We start from the raw sequence: 16,122 nt of genomic DNA, 5'->3' as shown, positions 1-16,122 counted from the left end.
TGTGTATCACATTTCTTGTCAACAAGAATTAGTATATCCTTTTTTTTGTTGTTGCTTTATTTTTATAAGAAATATATAATAATTAGTGTGTCACATTAAGAAAGTAGGTCGATAAAATGAAACTTACCTCAAGACAATTGGAGATCATCAAAATTGTTAAGGAAAATGAACCGATCAGCGGTGACAATATCGCCAAAACGCTTGGTTTAAGCCGGGCAACCTTGCGAAGCGATTTAGCGATTTTGACGATGACTGGTTTGCTTGATGCTAGACCAAAAGTTGGCTATTTTTATACAGGTCAGACAATTGAGCCCTTGCTTTATGAAAAATTATACAAAAAAACAGTGGAAGATATTATGCTTCCACCGATACTTATTCATCAAAGTACAACAGTTTATGATGCCGTCACAAATTTATTTATGTACGATGTCGGTTCTTTATATGTTAAAGATGACAACGATGAATTGAATGGTGTCTTATCTCGTAAAGACTTACTACGAGCAGCTATTAGTAATCCTAATACTGAAAAAACACCTGTTGCGATGATCATGAGTCGTATGCCAAACATCATCACGATCACTCGTGACCGTACGATTTTAGAAGCGGGCGGCCTTTTGATACAACATAACATCGATACCTTACCTGTTGTTGAAATCGATCAACCTAAAAAAGTGATTGGGAAAGTAACAAAAACGAGAATGATGTCTTACTTTATCAATGCTGGTAATGATATCGAAAAAGAGAATTATTAATAATCAGAGATAATGAAAAATATCAAAAATCGAACCTTAAAAATTAGGAGAGTGTATTCATGCAAAACGACAAAATCAAAATTTATTTAGTATCAGATTCAGTTGGTGAAACTGCACAAAAAATCATTTCAGCAGTCTCTGCCCAATATCCAAGTATTGATATGAGCGATATTCAACGTTTTCCATTTATTACCGATGAAGAATTATTGCAGCCGATTTTGAGAGATGCTTTACATGACAAAGCTGTTGTTGTTACAACATTGGTGAATAAAAAACTAGTGAATCTGGTTAAGGATTTTGCAAACCGAACTGGATTGCAGTACGTCGACTATATGAGTCCATTAAGCGAAATCGTTGAAGGTACCTTTGGTGTTCAGCCTTTACAAGAACCAGGGGCCATCCATAAATTGAACGAACAATACTTTAGCCGTGTTTCAGCAATTGAATTTGCAGTGAGATACGATGATGGTAAAGATTCCAAAGGTTTCTTAGAAGCTGACTATGTATTATTAGGTGTTTCTCGTACCTCTAAAACTCCATTAAGCATGTATATGGCAAACCGAAATCATAAAGTTGCAAATCTACCACTAATTCCCGAAGTTCCTTTACCTGCTGAATTAGATCAAATCGACCCTAAAAAAATTATTGGTTTAACAACGAGTATCGACAGTTTGATGGGCATCCGTAAATCTCGTTTGCATTCATTAGGCTTAAAGGAAGATTCTGCCTATACTAATGCCGATCGTATTCAGGAAGAATTAGATTATGCCAATAGTGTTTTTGAGAAATACAATGCCTTAGTGATCAATGTTGATAAAAAATCGATTGAAGAAACAACAACGATCATCGAAGATTTGGCTCAAAACTAACAATAAGGAGTCCTAATATGAGTAATCGCCAATCAAATGAGCTAATTGCCGAAATTATAAATTTAGAAGCCATTTTGAATTTACCAAAAGGAACTGAGCATTTCATCAGTGATCTTCATGGAGAATTTGAGGCGTTCAACCATATTTTAAGAAATGGTTCGGGAAGTATGCGAGAAAAAGTTAATACACTTTTCAATCAAGAACTTTCTGCAGAACAAATCGATGAACTGTGTTTTTTGATTTATTATCCTGAAGAAAAAATTCAGTCTTTGACATTTCAGCAACCACTCCCTCAAAATTGGTGGTTTGAGGCTATCGAGAATCTTTTGGTCATTGTCCGTTTTTCATCAAGTAAATACACTCGATCTAAAGTTAGAAAAGCGCTGCCTGAGACTTATGCCTATATTTTAGAGGAATTGATTTATCAGTACGATGAAACGACCAATAAAAAAGCATACTATAAACAAATCATTCGAAAAATCATCGAACTCGGTGAAGCGGAACGTTTTATTACAGATCTAGCCCATCTAACTCAGCGGTTTGTGATTGATCACCTTCACGTGATTGGAGATATTTATGATCGTGGCCCTCATCCTGATAAAATCATGGATTCTTTGACTCGCTATCATTCACTTGATATTCAATGGGGAAATCATGATATTATCTGGCTGGGGGCTGTGAGTGGATCAAAAGCTTGTTTGGCCAATGTCCTGAGGATTTGTGCCCGTTATGGTAATCTTGACCTTTTAGAGGATGCTTATGGAATCGATTTAACTTTATTAAAATCATACAGTCGTAACTTCTATCAGGAAAATAGTCATTTTATGCCCAAGAAAAATCCATATAGAAAACTTACACTAACAGAAATAAACGATGCAATGAAAATCCAGCAAGCAATGGCGATCATTCAAGAAAAACTTGAAGGACAATTGATTAAACGCCACCCAGAATTTCAAATGGATCATCGATTACTATTGGATAAAATAAAAAACGACCAACTTATGATCGATGGTCAGCCTTATAATTTGATCAATTCATGCTTTCAGACAATTGATTGGTCTGATCCCTATCAATTGTCTGAGGAAGAAGAGCACGTCATAACAGATTTACTACAGCAATTTCAACACGCTCAAAAATTAAATAAACATATGGCTTTTCTAGTAGAAAAAGGTTCACTATACCTTTCTTATAATCATAACCTGTTGATTCACGGCTGCATACCGCTTAATGAAGATGGTTCTTTTCAATCTGTGATTTTTAATGGAAAAAAATATGCCGGTAAAAGCTTACTTGACTTTTTTGAGACAAAGATCAAACAAGCTTTTGCAAAACCATGGCAAACAGAAGATTTTTCAACTGATATTGTCTGGTACCTATGGTGTGGTGAGCATTCATCTCTTTTTGGTAAAAAAGCAATGAAAACATTTGAACGCTATTTTATCCAAGAAACACAAACCCATGTGGAAGAAAAAAATGCTTATTATGAGTTAAGAAATCGTTCTGACATTTGCCAATATATTTTAAATGCTTTTGATCTTAATGAATTTGACGCACATATTATCAATGGGCATACTCCAGTAAAACTGATCAAAGGAGAATCACCGATCAAAGCTGATGGCAAAATGCTTGTCATAGATGGCGGATTTTCACGTGCTTACCAAAAAGTAACTGGAATTGGCGGCTATACACTTTTATATAATTCTTTTGGTATGCAATTAGCCGCACATAAACCTTTTTCGGATAAAAAAACTGCACTCGAAAAAAATGATGATATTATCTCTACAAGGCAAATCGTTGATCGTCAGGTAAAACGGTTAAAAGTAAAAGATACAACGATCGGCGCCACTTTGATCAAAGACACTATAAAACTAAAACAGCGATTAGAACATATCACCCGAGTTTCTTCCAATTAAAAAATAAGAACAAAGATGCACTAATTTCTTGCGTCTTTGTTCTTATTTTTACTTGATCAACTCGAATGCTTGATTTTTTAGTTCATAGACTTCATCACAAGCTTTTGCTACTTCTTGTTCATGCGTCACGATGATAATACATTTTTGCTGATCATGTGCTACTTTTTGAAATAATTGAACAATATCTTTTGATGTTTTTTCATCTAAATTTCCTGTTGGCTCATCCGCTACGATCAGTTCATGATCACAACAAAGTGCTCTAACGATCGCTACACGTTGCTGTTGTCCTCCTGATAGCTGAGTTACACTCTTTTTAGCCAAAGTTTCATCGATCCCGACATTCGCTAAATTTTCCAACGCATAAGTTTGTTTATCTGCTTGTTTTGAATTGGATATCGCCATTGCTGTTAAAACATTATCTAAAGCTGACATATAAGGCAATAAATTATACGCTTGAAAAATAATTGATACATCGTTTTTCCGGTAATTTCTAAGGCCGATTTTAGTAAGCGCATCTCCATTATAAAGAATAGATCCTGTTTTAGGTACATCTAATCCTGCAATCAACGAAAGAAATGTCGTCTTACCAGAGCCGCTTGCCCCTAAAATAGCATACATCTTTCCACGCTGAAATTCTAAATTAACGTTTTTATAAAGAAATTCCTGTTCATTTTTATACCAATACCCTACTTCTTGTGTCTGTAACATCGCATTTCCTCTTTTCTATGTGGTCAAGATTTTTTTAGGCTGTAGTCTTAAAATTCCAATGGACGATAATACGATCGAGAAGAAGCTGATTAAAAGTCCTAATCCAGCTAATGTTGCGATTTCTTTTGGTTGAACAGAGATGTTTAACTCTTCGATTGCTTTCGCTGATTCTTCAGAGCTTGCACCAAGTCTACTCATACCGCCAGCGCCAGGTCCTCCTTGTCTTTGTTCTCCTCCTCTATCACCTTTTTCCGTTGGTTGACCTTGATTATTTGCAGATTGCTGAACAGATTCTGTTTGTTGGCTGATCAGCTGCTCACCGACTACATTTCCTACAATATTTCCGCTAAAGGTCGCAATCACTAACGCGACAAACATACAAATAATGATTTCACTGAAAAATTGTAAAACTACTTTGAAACGAGATTCTCCAAGTGATAATAATACGCCAATTTCATAACGTCTTTCCCTGATTGTCATCATCACGATCAAAGTCAGTATGATTACTCCTGCAACTGCCACTAAAATAACGATATTTTTGGCAAAGTTTGCAACATTATTCAAAGGTTGTAACATTTGTTGATACGCTTGATCGTTTGTTTGTAGGCTGAAGCTGTCTGTGTCAATCAATTTTTCTGCGTCTTTAACAAAGGTATCCATCTGTTTGGGATCATCCAATGTATAAGCTGCTGAATCAATGGTGCCTGTTGCGTCATCCCCTTTTAACGTGTTCGCAAATGTATAAGATGTATATAAAGTATTTGCTGGATTTAAGAAATTAAACATCATCCCCATGCTATCGCCATTTTCAGAAGTTTTATAAATTCCTTTAATCTTTAATTCATACGTTTTTGTGTCATCTTCTGGATCAGTTACCTTAAATGTGTCACCGACTTTTAACTCATTTGCATCAGCCAACGTTTGCTCGATCACAACGTTATTTGTATCTTTATCTGACTCGCTAATGGCTTCACCACTCGTGATCTCAGCAGTCCCGTCGGAAAAATCACTCGACATAGACAAATTCATTACACCGCTCACCTGAAAATCACTTTGCTTCATATCAGCCATTGGACCGCCACCCATTCTCCCTCCTTCTTGAGGCTGTCCTAAAGCTTCACCATTTGTTTGATCATCATCAACTGTTGATGATGTTGCTGTCTCACTTTCTGAGTCAGTAGAAATCGGCGTAATGCCGTCACCTGCGCCCGCAGAGGATGAAGATAAAAATGAATATGACTTCACATTAGCTAAATCAGCAATCTTTTGCGCATCTGCTAATGAAACAGGTGTTAAACTAAAACTGCCTGGATCTGGTTTTTCTCCTGTATTCCCTTCTTGATTTTTTTTCATCGCTGCTTGTCGATTCGCTGACAATGTAACCGTTGCGCCCACGCTTTTTTTGGCGTTTTCAGTCGCAGTTAGGGCGGCACTTTGAATCGTTAAACCAGCTAAAACAAAAATCAAAATAGCTGAAAAGACAGCACATAATAAAAATGTTCGACCTTTTTTTGACTTCATACTTAATAATGCACGTTTGATAAAATTCATAAAATGTAATTCCTCCTCAAATATGGATAGCAATGTTCCGTATGGTTTCTTACATAACTCTACTCGTGAACAGCTATTACTTTATTCCTCTTACCTTAAACAAACCTTAAAGCATAATTTCATCGTTTTATTCTCGCTGCTCTCTATAAAGCGCCTTGCAAATCTATAGAAAAAGTGATTAAATGGTTGTGGTCGCATTTTTTAGCGAAACCTTTTATAGGCATTAAATTTCCTATAATTATTCACAGATATGATCCTTACAATTCTAATTTTGAAAGGAACGAAAGGTATTTGGAAAAAAAGAAAATGACTCTATATGGGATGATTTTCTCTATTTGTTTCTTTTTGATTGTTTCGTTCTTTTTTTCTACTCATACAGTAGATTACGCAAACGAAACTGAAACGAGTGAAAAAATTACCGTTCCATTAAAAACAGCATCTGCTTCTGCTGTTAAAAATCCTGAACCAAAAGAAAAAGACAGTCCAGAACTGACAGCTTTTTATCATAAAATCGAACAAACAATGACAGAAACTGCAAAAAGCTTTAATGGTGAAGTAGGGATAACATACGTGGATTTGACAACTGGAAAGCAGATTTCAGTTGATGGGACGAAAGAATTCTATAGCGCCAGCACAATCAAGGTGCCCTTAGCTATGATGATTGCAGACAAAGTTCAGGCTGGCGGTTTAAAATGGGATGACCAGCTTACATTTAACGAAAAAGAAGATTATGAAGATGGTACGGGCATTATTATTAACGATGTTCAGCCAACCTACTCGTTAAGAACACTACAGGAATACAACATCACGTATTCAGATAATATCGCTAAAAATATGCTCTATGACACATTTGGCGGAGATGTCGAAGCAAAAAAAGCCCTTTATGCTCATTTTTTGCAAAAAGAAACAGATTGGGACGATGCAAAGTTCACTTCTGAGGATGCTGCAAAAATCCTTAAAATTTTATATGAAGAAAAATCATCGAATCAAGAATATCAAACGATTTATGATTATATGAAAAACACTGTTTTCCACGAACGTATGGATACGCCGACAACATCAGGGAAAGTCGCACATAAGATAGGTTCCTATGCTGGATTCTTACATGATATTGGTATCTTAGAAACGGAGCATCCTTTTATTTTAACTGTGTTTACGAATGGACAGACGGAAGCGGGTATTTCATTTATCTCAACCATTACAGATCGATTATGGACGATACAAAGCAATGACTATCCAAAAAAATAGAGAAAAGATAACGGTTATCTGTTATCTTTTCTCTATTTTTGGATTTATTACGTATTACCACCCATATTTTTGATTTTGATCAAACGAGTGATTTCACTTCGTTCATTTTCTTCTAATTTCATTTGAATATAATAAATCGTCTCTTCTAATTGAGGAATCGTCATATATTCTAAAGCATTCACACGTCGACGCGTTTTCTCTATTTCTTCTGCCATTAATTGACAGGTCTTTTCAACTTCTGCCAATTCCAGCAGTTTTGGTAAAATACTCGAAATTTTGTCAAAAACACTATCTAATTCTGCATTTGAATTTAGATAACCGTAATTTAGCGGTGCATCTGTTACTGTTTCATCATAGTGAAAATTCATGATTGGAACCGTCACGCTCATAATATTTTTTTCAATGACATCTAGTGTGACATCATCTGCAGGAACAGCTACCAATTCTTCGATAAAAGCTTCGTTCAGTGTTGCATTAGCTAATACAAAGTTAGATAATGCGGCTGTCAATTCTTGTTCTACATCGATTCGCAGCTGATTATTCTTTTTGACGAGCAATATAAAGCGACGCATCAGTTCATCTTGCTTATCTTTTAATAATTTATGGCCACGACTTGCCGTTCCAAGTTGCTTCTTTAAACGAGAGAGTTCCATTCGAGTGGGATTCACATTTAACCGTGCCATAATCGGTCACTCTCCTTCAGTCAAGTATTCGTCCAACATCTCATCTTTGATACGCTTCAATTCAGTTCTTGGAAGCATCGATAATAGTTCCCAGCCTAAATCAAGTGTTTCATCAATGGAACGATTCGTGTAAAACCCTTGATTGACGTATTCTTTTTCAAAACGATCCGCAAATTTTGCATAGATTTTATCCACCTCTGACAATGCCGATTCCCCAAGAACGACTGCTAATTCTTTCGCTTGTTTTCCTTGAGCATATGCTGCAAATAACTGGTTCATTGTTGGGGCATGATCGATTCGAGTTTTTCCTTCACCCGTTCCTTTATCCTTTAAACGAGACAACGAAGGCAATACATCAATTGGCGGCTGGATTCCGCTCTTATATAAATCTCTAGATAAAATAATTTGCCCTTCCGTAATATAACCCGTTAAATCCGGAATCGGATGGGTTTTATCATCTTCTGGCATCGTTAAGATTGGAATTTGGGTAACAGACCCTTTCAATCCACGAATACGGCCAGCTCGTTCGTACAATGTGGCTAAATTAGTATAAAGATACCCTGGATAACCACGACGTCCTGGCACCTCACGACGAGCAGCAGAAATTTCGCGTAATGCTTCACAATAATTGGTCATATCTGTCATGATCACAAGAACGTGCATACCTTTTTCATACGCTAAATATTCAGCTGCTGTAAGCGCCATTCTGGGGGTAGCAATTCGCTCGATTGCCGGATCATTGGCCAAATTCATAAACATTACGGACCGATCGATGGCTCCTGTTTGACGAAAATCTTCCATGAAAAATTCAGCTTCTTCAAATGTGATCCCAATCGCCGCAAAAACAACGGCAAAGTCCTCATCACTGTTTAAAACATTTGCTTGACGAGCGATTTGAGCAGCTAACTCTTTGTGAGGCAAACCAGAACCTGAAAATACTGGCAATTTTTGTCCACGAACTAAGGTATTCAAATGGTCGATTGCAGAAATTCCTGTTTGAATAAATTCATCTGGGTAATCTCTGGCGACTGGATTGATGACTTCACCATTGATATCAACCATTTTTTCCGGTAAAATCTCAGGGCCATTGTCCTTTGGACGACCTAAACCATCAAAAATCCGACCTACCATATCTTCTGACACGCCCAATTCCAAAGGATGACCTAAAAAGCGAACCTTTGAATCACGAAGATTGATGCCGCTGGTTCCTTCAAAAATCTGAACCATGGCTTTATCGCCATTGATTTCAAGCACTTGTCCACGACGAATTTCACCATTTTGCATACGAACTTCGATCAATTCTTCATATTTGACCCCTTCAACTTTTTCAACGATCATCAAGGGACCAACTACTTCATTGATTGTACGGTACTCTTTAATCATTCGTCATCCCTCCATCTGCGATAATTTGTTTTAACGTTAGTTTCATTTCATCGACTAAGCCGTCTAATCGGTCGATTTGTTCTTCTGGTACGTATTTGCTTCTGGCGATTTGATCTCTAATACCAACTGTACCAGCCATGATTTCAGATAAATAAGCGCCTAAATCCAATGCTGCTTGTCCTTCTTTGTAGAAAGTTAAAATCAAGTGTAGCATTTTATATTGTTTTTCTCTTGAGGTAAATGTATCAACATCATCAAAGGCATTTTGTTGTAAGTAATCTTCACGAATCGATTTCGCAACTTCTAATGTCAAACGGTCTTTATCAGACAACGAATCAATTCCGACTAGTCGAACGATTTCTTCTAATTGCGATTCTTCTTGTAAAATGCGCATCCCTTCCATAACCATCTCAGACCACTCAACTTGAAGTTGTTGATCTAAATATTTACCAACTTCTGAATCATATAAAGAGTAACTTTGGAGGCAATTGATAGATGGAAAATGACGTTTTTGCGCTAATGTCGCATCCAATCCCCAGAAAACTTTCACGACACGTAACGTATTTTGAGTGACAGGTTCAGAGATATCTCCGCCAGAAGGTGAAACAGCACTAATTGCTGTGATACTTCCCTCACGATGATCTTTCCCTAAAGCTACAACTTGTCCAGCTCGTTCATAATATTCCGCTAAACGGCTACCTAAGTATGCAGGATACCCTTCATCCCCTGGCATTTCTTCCAAACGTCCGCTCATTTCACGTAATGCTTCTGCCCAACGAGAAGTTGAGTCCGCCATGATTGCTACAGAATAGCCCATATCACGGAAGTATTCGGCAATTGTGATTCCTGTATAGATTGATGCTTCACGAGCTGCTACAGGCATATTAGAGGTGTTTGCGATCAAGACAGTTCGCTCCATCACCGATTCCCCCGTACTTGGATCGATCAGCTCAGGAAATTCATTCAATACATCTGTCATTTCGTTGCCGCGTTCACCACACCCTACATAAACAACTAAATCAACATCTGCCCATTTAGCGATTTGGTGTTGCACCACGGTTTTTCCTGCACCAAATGGACCTGGAACAGCTGCTGCTCCACCTTTTGTAACAGGAAAGAACGTATCAATAACACGTTGACCTGTGAGAAGCGGTACATCCGGATTTAATTTTTCTAGAATCGGACGACTACGACGAACTGGCCATTTTTGCATCATCGTAAATTCTTTTTCACCTGTAGCTGTTTCGATAATGTAGACTGTTTCTTCGATCGTGAACTCGCCTTTTTTGATTTCCTTCACAACGCCGCTAATACCGAATGGAACCATGATTTTATGAGGAATCACTTTCGTCTCTTGAACTAATCCAACGATGTCTCCTGCAGAAACCTCATCTCCAATAGAAACAGTGGGCTCAAATAGCCATTTTTTCGTTCTATCTAATGCAGGGATCTGAACCCCTCTGCTTAAAAAGTTACTTTCTGTTACTTCAGCAAATGTATCTAAAGGACGTTGGATTCCATCAAACATCTCTGAGATCAAGCCTGGCGCCAGCTCAACTGACAATGCTTCCCCAGTCGTTACAACGGGTTCTCCGGGTCCAATTCCTGTTGTTTCTTCATATACTTGAATAGACGCGACATCTCCACGCATCTCAATAATTTCTCCTATAACACCTAATTCCCCTACATGACAAATATCCTGAATACTTGCGTCAGACATATTCTCAGCCATAACTAAAGGACCAGATACTTTAATAATTCTACCAGTTTGCAAAATTGTTCCTCCTATTCAGAAAAGCTGAGCAGGCTCGTTCAACTCCGACCGAAAAATAGAAAAATAGGACTGAGGCGCTCTTTGCCTCTTTCTTATTTTATCTTTTTTCCCAAAAGCTAGATCAAGTAAAGCTAAACATGCTCTCAACCGTCTACAATATATTCTGTCCAACTGCTCTTTCAACATTATCTTGAATTTCCTTCAACCCAATCCCTTTGGTACCATTGTGACTTGGGATCAAGATAATCGCTGGTGTAACTTCACTTTTATAACGCTTGATCGTTTCAACAGCTAATTCAGAAGCATCTTCTGTGATGAAAATAACGCCAAAATTATTTTTCGCCATTGATTCAATCGTCTCTCTCACTTGTTTTGACGAGATTGCATAAACAACCTCAAAGCCAAAAAGTTTGAACGGCATAACAGAATCTCTATCACCGATTACACCAATTTTATAAGCCATCTGCCATGCGCATCCTTTCTTTAACGACTTCTACTGGAAAGTTACTTCGTTTACTAACTAGAATCAAACGTAAATTTTTCCACTCTACTTCTTTAGCATTTAAAAATGCAAGCAACGGTAATGGTCCAAAAGCCATAATTTTAGCCTTATCATACAGACTAGTCAGATAATCATCTTTGGCTTTTTCAAAAGCAACTAGATCTAAGGTTTTTGTTTCAGCAGAGACGATTGGTGCTAAGAGTGCGCCATAAGTCGTGCTCAAAACAAAATCAGTAAAGACAACTAATGACTGTTCCGCATATTCTAAAAATGTTGCTTTTGGGATACTACCTGAACTAGATAACACAGTCGATAAAAAATTTTCATGTTGTCCTTGAAGGATTCCCCTAGCCATTGTAGAAATATTTGTCAAATCAATAAATGCTGTAACTTCTGCCACGATATCTTTATTACCTAATTTTTCAGCTAATTGGCGCTGAAGGGTTAAGAAATTTCGATCATAAATAATATCGATTGCGTGAAGCGTAGAAGATTCTTGAAAATAATCCAACACTTCAAGAACGGCATTCATAAGCTGCACTGGTAATTCAGTTGAGACACGCGTACGAATTGCACTCTTCAGAGTCTCTAATGAATAGCGACCATCATCAATAAACAGATAGTCCAGATCTTGTCCCGTAAGCTCAGCTTTTGTCAGGACTTTCAAATTATGAAATGTAGCTCTAGAAGTATAGATTGTGATCACTTCTGGTTCTGGTGCCATTTCATAGAGCCATTCATAAAGTTTTCCCTTCTCTTTTGAATAGATATATTCAAAAGTTTCAGCAAAATCGTCTGTCGTATACGCTCCATATACCGTATTTTTTAAACTATCTTTTAGTTCATCCGTGTTTTTTGCATTCAATAATTGTTCATATTGAGCATTACTTAAAAGTTCTGTTTCTTTAAGACGAATCAAAGGATTAATTTGATTATATGCAGTCTCTCTCATTATGACCCTCCTAATCGAATAAGTAACAACGTTCCTTTCAGTCACCTTGTATTTTTCAACATCCGTTCATTTTACTCACTGTGTTTCAAATCGAAAGCGTAGCTAGATAACACATAGCAAAACAAACTCTTTAAACATTCATTTTATCGAAACAGCAATTCTGCTATTTTGAAACTTTCCATTTTTTTGATTTCTTGAACTAGACTTGTAAATAAGAAGTTATATTCGATCCCATCTTTAGACACAATAAATCCACCATCATTTGGAATAACTTCTTTTTCTAACTTCAACGTTAGTTTTTCACTAGAATGTTCTGCAAGCCATTGCTCAGATAACCTTCCTTTTGAAAACTCTCCTAACTTTAAAGCCGCCTTACCTTCAACCAGCAACTGAATAATGATTTGTTCGACAAAGCGTTGAAATTCCGCTTCTGTCCAATGATTCATTCGCTCAACTGATTCTGCAAAAAGTTGTTCTAGATAGCCTTGCTTTTGATTCAACGTTGCTTGTTTGATTTCCAATTGTTGTCGATTTGATTTTTGTTTATACGCTTTATCTGTTTGTTCTTGATTTTTTTCAATCAGTTTACTTTCTTGTAAAAAAAGCGCTTCTTCTTGTTCTTGATATTTTCGATCAATACGAGCCATCTCAACTTTTTTCAGTTCTGAAACTTCTACTTGCCCTTTTTCTAGAATTTGTTCGACGATTTTTTCGATTGCATCCATTTTTTTCCTCCTGTTACTTCACATTTAGTACAAGCAAGAATGAGATAACAAACCCAAGAATCGCATACGTTTCAACCATGGCGGCATATATGATCCCTTTTGTTGCGTGTTCAGGTTTTTTTGCTAAAATTTGAATCCCAGCTGCTGCAACACGACCTTGGGCAATCCCAGAAAATAAACCTGCAAAAGCGATCGGCAATGATGCCACAAAATAATCCAGGCCTTGAACCATCGTCATATCATTGTTTAAATTGATAAAAATCAAAAAGGCAATAACGAAACCGTATAACCCTTGCGTTCCTGGCAATAATTGTAAAATTAAGGCCTGTCCGAATTTTTCAGGCTGTTCTGTTGTTAACGCCGCAGCAGCTTCCCCTGTAAAACCAACCCCTTTAGCAGAACCAATCCCTGCTAAAATCGTTGCCATTGCCATTCCTAAAACTGCAAAAAGAATTCCACCATTGTTATTAATTAAGTAATCTATCATGTTTATATTCCTCCACTATTCTTTTTCTTTTGAATTTTTTCAATGTTCATATATTTCTCTTCGGTCTTTAACGGTTTGAATGCACGTCCACCGCCTGTATAAAATTTCCCGAAAAACTCGACATATTGCAAACGAGCTCCGTGAACATAAGCACCTAACAAACTTAAAAAGAGATTCAATGCGTGTAATGCGATGATCAGTACGATCCCCACAGTAAATCGAGCGACTGGCGGCATAAACTCGACGAGCATATTAAATGCTGCAGCAATACTTCCGCCTGAAATCCCCAAAGCCATCAATCGCGTATAACTAACTAAATCCCCAATATAACCTGTCAAACCATATAATCCGTAAAGACCTTTTGCTAAACCTTTGACTTTTGATTTTGTTTGGATGATCGGCACGATCACAATCGATAAAGCAGAAATGACCGCCACAACGATTCCAGTTGTAACCAAACCGTCATTACTAAAAACTAACATACCTAAAACTACGATCAAAATCCCTACCAGCAATCCTTGCCAAGCAAAACTCTCACTAATACTATCCAAGTAACGCTTGCGTTTCGTAAGTTCGATTCCATTGACCATCAATCCTGTCAGCATTTGTATAAAACCGAAAATAACAGATAAAATCAAAATCGTGTTCACATCTTCAGTCGTTGATAATATCGGAAACGGCAAATGAATCCCAAAGACTACTTCTGGTAAAGCAGCACCAAAAAATGACCCGTAAATAAAACCCCAAATAATCGTTGGAAACGATAATATTAGGAAGAAATCTGCAAAACGTTTCATTCCTCGTGGTAAAACGAGCAACTTCAACGCAAGTAATGCACCGAATAACATCAATAAACCATACCCAATATCTGCTACCATCATACCGAAAAATACCATATAAAAAGGCGTCATGATCGGTGTTGGATCGATCTCGTCATATTTTGGCAAACTATACATTTCAGTCAACATCTCAAATGGCGCTACCAGAGAATTATTTTTCAGTTTCACAGGAATATCAACCTGAATCTCATCATTCGTCGGTTGATCAAAAGTGATATACACTTCTTCTTGAGGCAATCTATCCTGTAATGCACTAGTTAGATCCTGCTTCTCATCAACAGGAATCCAACCTTGCACAATAAAAAAATAAGACGTATTCAGCAAATGTTTCTTTGCTTCTTCCCGATAGATATACGCATAAGTCATTTCTTCTGCTAAGTACAACTCTTCTAAATGATCACGATAAGAAGATAAACTGACTTTCACTTGTTTTTCATCCTTAACGAGACTAGCTAATTCTTCTTTATTTTTTTGATATGCCTCTTTCGGCAAAATATCATAAGGATAATCAAATTGGTTAAAACTATATCTAGCAGTAACTTCATTCAAATCCGCCGATTGACTTTTTAGGTAAATCAAGCTGTAATAGACATGATTTTGACTGTGATAAATTTCTTCCACATAAATAGATGAGACCTTTTCTAAATCTGCTAGAAAATCTGTCTGATTGGCAGAACTGATCGAGCCTAGCAAAATATCTGTACTCTCTAGCGAATTATTTTTTGGAATAATATCTAAATACTGCCAACGAGCTAACCATTTTTCTTTTGACAGCAAATCTTTTCTAGTTGCCTCTATCACTGCCAGTTTACTTTTCAATAAAGCTATTTCCTTTAAGTATTCGCTTATCTTATGCTCATCGAAACTTTCTTCCAAAGAATGTAATGTACGCACTTGTCTTTTTATTGGTTTCTTTTTCGATGAATTTTCTGAAAAACGTTCAATAAACGTCAATGAGTCCTGAATTTCTGTCAACATACTCTGGAAGCGTTTCTTTTTGCTTTCATCTTCTTCCACTAAAGTTGATGCAAAATGCTTTTCTATATAAGAACTATCCACATTTGAATGAAAAAAATCTTTAATTTCGATTGCCTGCATCCCTTGAATTGCTTGAAGAATCGCTTCTTCTCTGTCGGCTGCCGCTATGATCGTCATTTTTTCCATTTTATTGACTGCCATAGATTTTTTTCACCCTTTCTATTACGTGATCAATGATAGATTCTTTGTTCTTTTCATATTTTTCTTTAAACTTTTGATTTTGTTCATTCGCTTCACTTAATAAACTATCTTTTTCTTTTTGAAGCTCTTCTATTTTTTGTCCCTCTATTTCATGAAGTAAAGCCGTAACTTTCGCTTGACTTTCTTCCTGTTTTTTCTTGAAATCATCAGACTTTATTTGCTCATAAGACCTGATTTCTTCTTTGGCTACATGTCTCATTTCTTCAACCTTATCTTCTGCCTCACGAATTCTATCCAATGCTTCTAAAACCATTTTTTTCACCCCTATCATTTGATGATCTAGTCTTCATCCATATTATTGAACTTCGCCTTCTTTTTTACAATCAAAAAGAGAATAACCTGTGCTTCTGCTCACTAAAAACACAACTTATTCCCTTAAATTTTGATTGGAAAATAAAAAAAGGGCGTAAGTTCAAAAAACCGTTCTTCTCACCCCTTGAAGAACTTGATCCTTGAAGCTTGCGCCCAACCATTTTTATTAATATACGTTTATCTTA

At 36.8% G+C, this 16,122-nt stretch carries 15 protein-coding genes and 1 other annotated feature; of the genes, 4 read left to right on the top strand and 11 right to left on the bottom strand.

The window, feature by feature from the left end:
* Window positions 1–116 precede the first annotated feature (116 nt).
* Genes IGL98_RS08130 through IGL98_RS08120 form a run of 3 tightly spaced genes read left to right on the top strand, consistent with a single transcriptional unit; the run spans window position 117 to window position 3,534 of the window.
* Window positions 117–752: a helix-turn-helix transcriptional regulator gene (locus IGL98_RS08130; protein ID WP_069644539.1), complete on the top strand. Its 636-nt coding sequence runs from the start codon at window positions 117–119 to the stop codon at window positions 750–752.
* 59 nt (window positions 753–811) lie between these two features.
* On the top strand, window positions 812–1,621 hold the full coding sequence (locus tag IGL98_RS08125) for a pyruvate, water dikinase regulatory protein (protein ID WP_206842204.1): 810 nt from the start codon (window positions 812–814) through the stop codon (window positions 1,619–1,621).
* A 17-nt stretch (window positions 1,622–1,638) separates the two neighbouring features.
* A complete protein-coding gene (locus IGL98_RS08120) occupies window positions 1,639–3,534 on the top strand; it encodes a fructose-1,6-bisphosphatase (RefSeq protein ID WP_206912101.1) in 1,896 nt (631 codons plus the stop codon).
* A 48-nt stretch (window positions 3,535–3,582) separates the two neighbouring features.
* On the opposite strand, the gene IGL98_RS08115 is transcribed toward IGL98_RS08120, so the two are convergent.
* Window positions 3,583–4,242, bottom strand: coding sequence for an ABC transporter ATP-binding protein (locus tag IGL98_RS08115; RefSeq protein ID WP_206842200.1), 660 nt, complete (start codon window positions 4,240–4,242; stop codon window positions 3,583–3,585).
* 15 nt (window positions 4,243–4,257) lie between these two features.
* Entirely contained in the window at window positions 4,258–5,793 is a 1,536-nt protein-coding gene (locus IGL98_RS08110) for an ABC transporter permease (RefSeq protein ID WP_206912100.1), read from the bottom strand.
* A 306-nt stretch (window positions 5,794–6,099) separates the two neighbouring features.
* Here IGL98_RS08110 and IGL98_RS08105 point away from each other — a divergent pair, with 306 nt between their 5' ends.
* Window positions 6,100–7,041: a serine hydrolase gene (locus IGL98_RS08105; protein WP_206842561.1), complete on the top strand. Its 942-nt coding sequence runs from the start codon at window positions 6,100–6,102 to the stop codon at window positions 7,039–7,041.
* 47 nt (window positions 7,042–7,088) lie between these two features.
* Here the strand turns inward: IGL98_RS08105 and IGL98_RS08100 are convergent, their stop codons facing one another.
* The 9 genes from IGL98_RS08100 to IGL98_RS08060 form a co-directional block, all read right to left on the bottom strand.
* Window positions 7,089–7,724 carry a V-type ATP synthase subunit D gene (locus IGL98_RS08100; protein WP_069644534.1) on the bottom strand — a complete coding sequence of 212 codons (636 nt, stop codon included), beginning with the start codon at window positions 7,722–7,724 and terminating at the stop codon, window positions 7,089–7,091.
* A gap of 6 nt (window positions 7,725–7,730) precedes the next feature.
* On the bottom strand, window positions 7,731–9,107 hold the full coding sequence (locus IGL98_RS08095) for a V-type ATP synthase subunit B (RefSeq protein WP_206842196.1): 1,377 nt from the start codon (window positions 9,105–9,107) through the stop codon (window positions 7,731–7,733).
* A complete protein-coding gene (locus IGL98_RS08090; RefSeq protein ID WP_206912099.1) occupies window positions 9,100–10,881 on the bottom strand; it encodes a V-type ATP synthase subunit A in 1,782 nt (593 codons plus the stop codon). The genes IGL98_RS08095 and IGL98_RS08090 overlap by 8 nt, the downstream gene beginning before the upstream one ends.
* Window positions 10,882–11,032: 151 nt before the next feature.
* Window positions 11,033–11,344, bottom strand: a complete 312-nt coding sequence (locus tag IGL98_RS08085) for a V-type ATP synthase subunit F (RefSeq protein ID WP_069644531.1) — start codon at window positions 11,342–11,344, stop codon at window positions 11,033–11,035.
* A complete protein-coding gene (locus IGL98_RS08080) occupies window positions 11,334–12,335 on the bottom strand; it encodes a V-type ATPase subunit (protein ID WP_206912098.1) in 1,002 nt (333 codons plus the stop codon). The genes IGL98_RS08085 and IGL98_RS08080 overlap by 11 nt, the downstream gene beginning before the upstream one ends.
* 143 nt (window positions 12,336–12,478) lie before the next feature.
* Window positions 12,479–13,060: a hypothetical protein gene (locus IGL98_RS08075; protein WP_206912097.1), complete on the bottom strand. Its 582-nt coding sequence runs from the start codon at window positions 13,058–13,060 to the stop codon at window positions 12,479–12,481.
* 13 nt (window positions 13,061–13,073) lie between these two features.
* Window positions 13,074–13,547, bottom strand: a complete 474-nt coding sequence (locus IGL98_RS08070; protein ID WP_010760283.1) for a V-type ATP synthase subunit K — start codon at window positions 13,545–13,547, stop codon at window positions 13,074–13,076.
* A 2-nt stretch (window positions 13,548–13,549) separates the two neighbouring features.
* Complete coding sequence (locus IGL98_RS08065) at window positions 13,550–15,565, bottom strand: V-type ATP synthase subunit I (protein WP_206912096.1); 2,016 nt, start codon at window positions 15,563–15,565, stop codon at window positions 13,550–13,552.
* Complete coding sequence (locus tag IGL98_RS08060; protein ID WP_206842186.1) at window positions 15,552–15,878, bottom strand: hypothetical protein; 327 nt, start codon at window positions 15,876–15,878, stop codon at window positions 15,552–15,554. The genes IGL98_RS08065 and IGL98_RS08060 overlap by 14 nt, the downstream gene beginning before the upstream one ends.
* 170 nt (window positions 15,879–16,048) lie before the next feature.
* Window positions 16,049–16,096: a sequence feature (sodium ion sensor (DUF1646 type); this cis-regulatory element may regulate processes involved in with the transportation of sodium ions), on the bottom strand.
* Between the last annotated feature and the right edge of the window lie 26 nt (window positions 16,097–16,122).

It is taken from the genome of Enterococcus sp. DIV0840 (assembly GCF_050527835.1).
Taxonomy (GTDB): domain Bacteria; phylum Bacillota; class Bacilli; order Lactobacillales; family Enterococcaceae; genus Enterococcus_L; species Enterococcus_L ureasiticus.
Note: the sequence above shows the minus strand (reverse complement) of the source record. Positions and strands in the feature narration are given on the sequence as shown.

Bases quoted from the DNA above. Each gene is read 5' to 3' on its own strand.
- IGL98_RS08095 (WP_206842196.1), bottom strand. From the start codon at position 9,107: ATGATTAAAGAGTACCGTACAATCAATGAAGTAGTTGGTCCCTTGATG.
- IGL98_RS08105 (WP_206842561.1), top strand. From the start codon at position 6,100: ATGACTCTATATGGGATGATTTTCTCTATTTGTTTCTTTTTGATTGTT.
- IGL98_RS08120 (WP_206912101.1), top strand. From the start codon at position 1,639: ATGAGTAATCGCCAATCAAATGAGCTAATTGCCGAAATTATAAATTTA.
- IGL98_RS08070 (WP_010760283.1), bottom strand. From the start codon at position 13,547: ATGATAGATTACTTAATTAATAACAATGGTGGAATTCTTTTTGCAGTT.
- IGL98_RS08100 (WP_069644534.1), bottom strand. From the start codon at position 7,724: ATGGCACGGTTAAATGTGAATCCCACTCGAATGGAACTCTCTCGTTTA.
- IGL98_RS08110 (WP_206912100.1), bottom strand. From the start codon at position 5,793: ATGAATTTTATCAAACGTGCATTATTAAGTATGAAGTCAAAAAAAGGT.
- IGL98_RS08060 (WP_206842186.1), bottom strand. From the start codon at position 15,878: ATGGTTTTAGAAGCATTGGATAGAATTCGTGAGGCAGAAGATAAGGTT.
- IGL98_RS08075 (WP_206912097.1), bottom strand. From the start codon at position 13,060: ATGGATGCAATCGAAAAAATCGTCGAACAAATTCTAGAAAAAGGGCAA.
- IGL98_RS08130 (WP_069644539.1), top strand. From the start codon at position 117: ATGAAACTTACCTCAAGACAATTGGAGATCATCAAAATTGTTAAGGAA.
- IGL98_RS08085 (WP_069644531.1), bottom strand. From the start codon at position 11,344: ATGGCTTATAAAATTGGTGTAATCGGTGATAGAGATTCTGTTATGCCG.
- IGL98_RS08125 (WP_206842204.1), top strand. From the start codon at position 812: ATGCAAAACGACAAAATCAAAATTTATTTAGTATCAGATTCAGTTGGT.
- IGL98_RS08065 (WP_206912096.1), bottom strand. From the start codon at position 15,565: ATGGCAGTCAATAAAATGGAAAAAATGACGATCATAGCGGCAGCCGAC.
- IGL98_RS08080 (WP_206912098.1), bottom strand. From the start codon at position 12,335: ATGAGAGAGACTGCATATAATCAAATTAATCCTTTGATTCGTCTTAAA.
- IGL98_RS08115 (WP_206842200.1), bottom strand. From the start codon at position 4,242: ATGTTACAGACACAAGAAGTAGGGTATTGGTATAAAAATGAACAGGAA.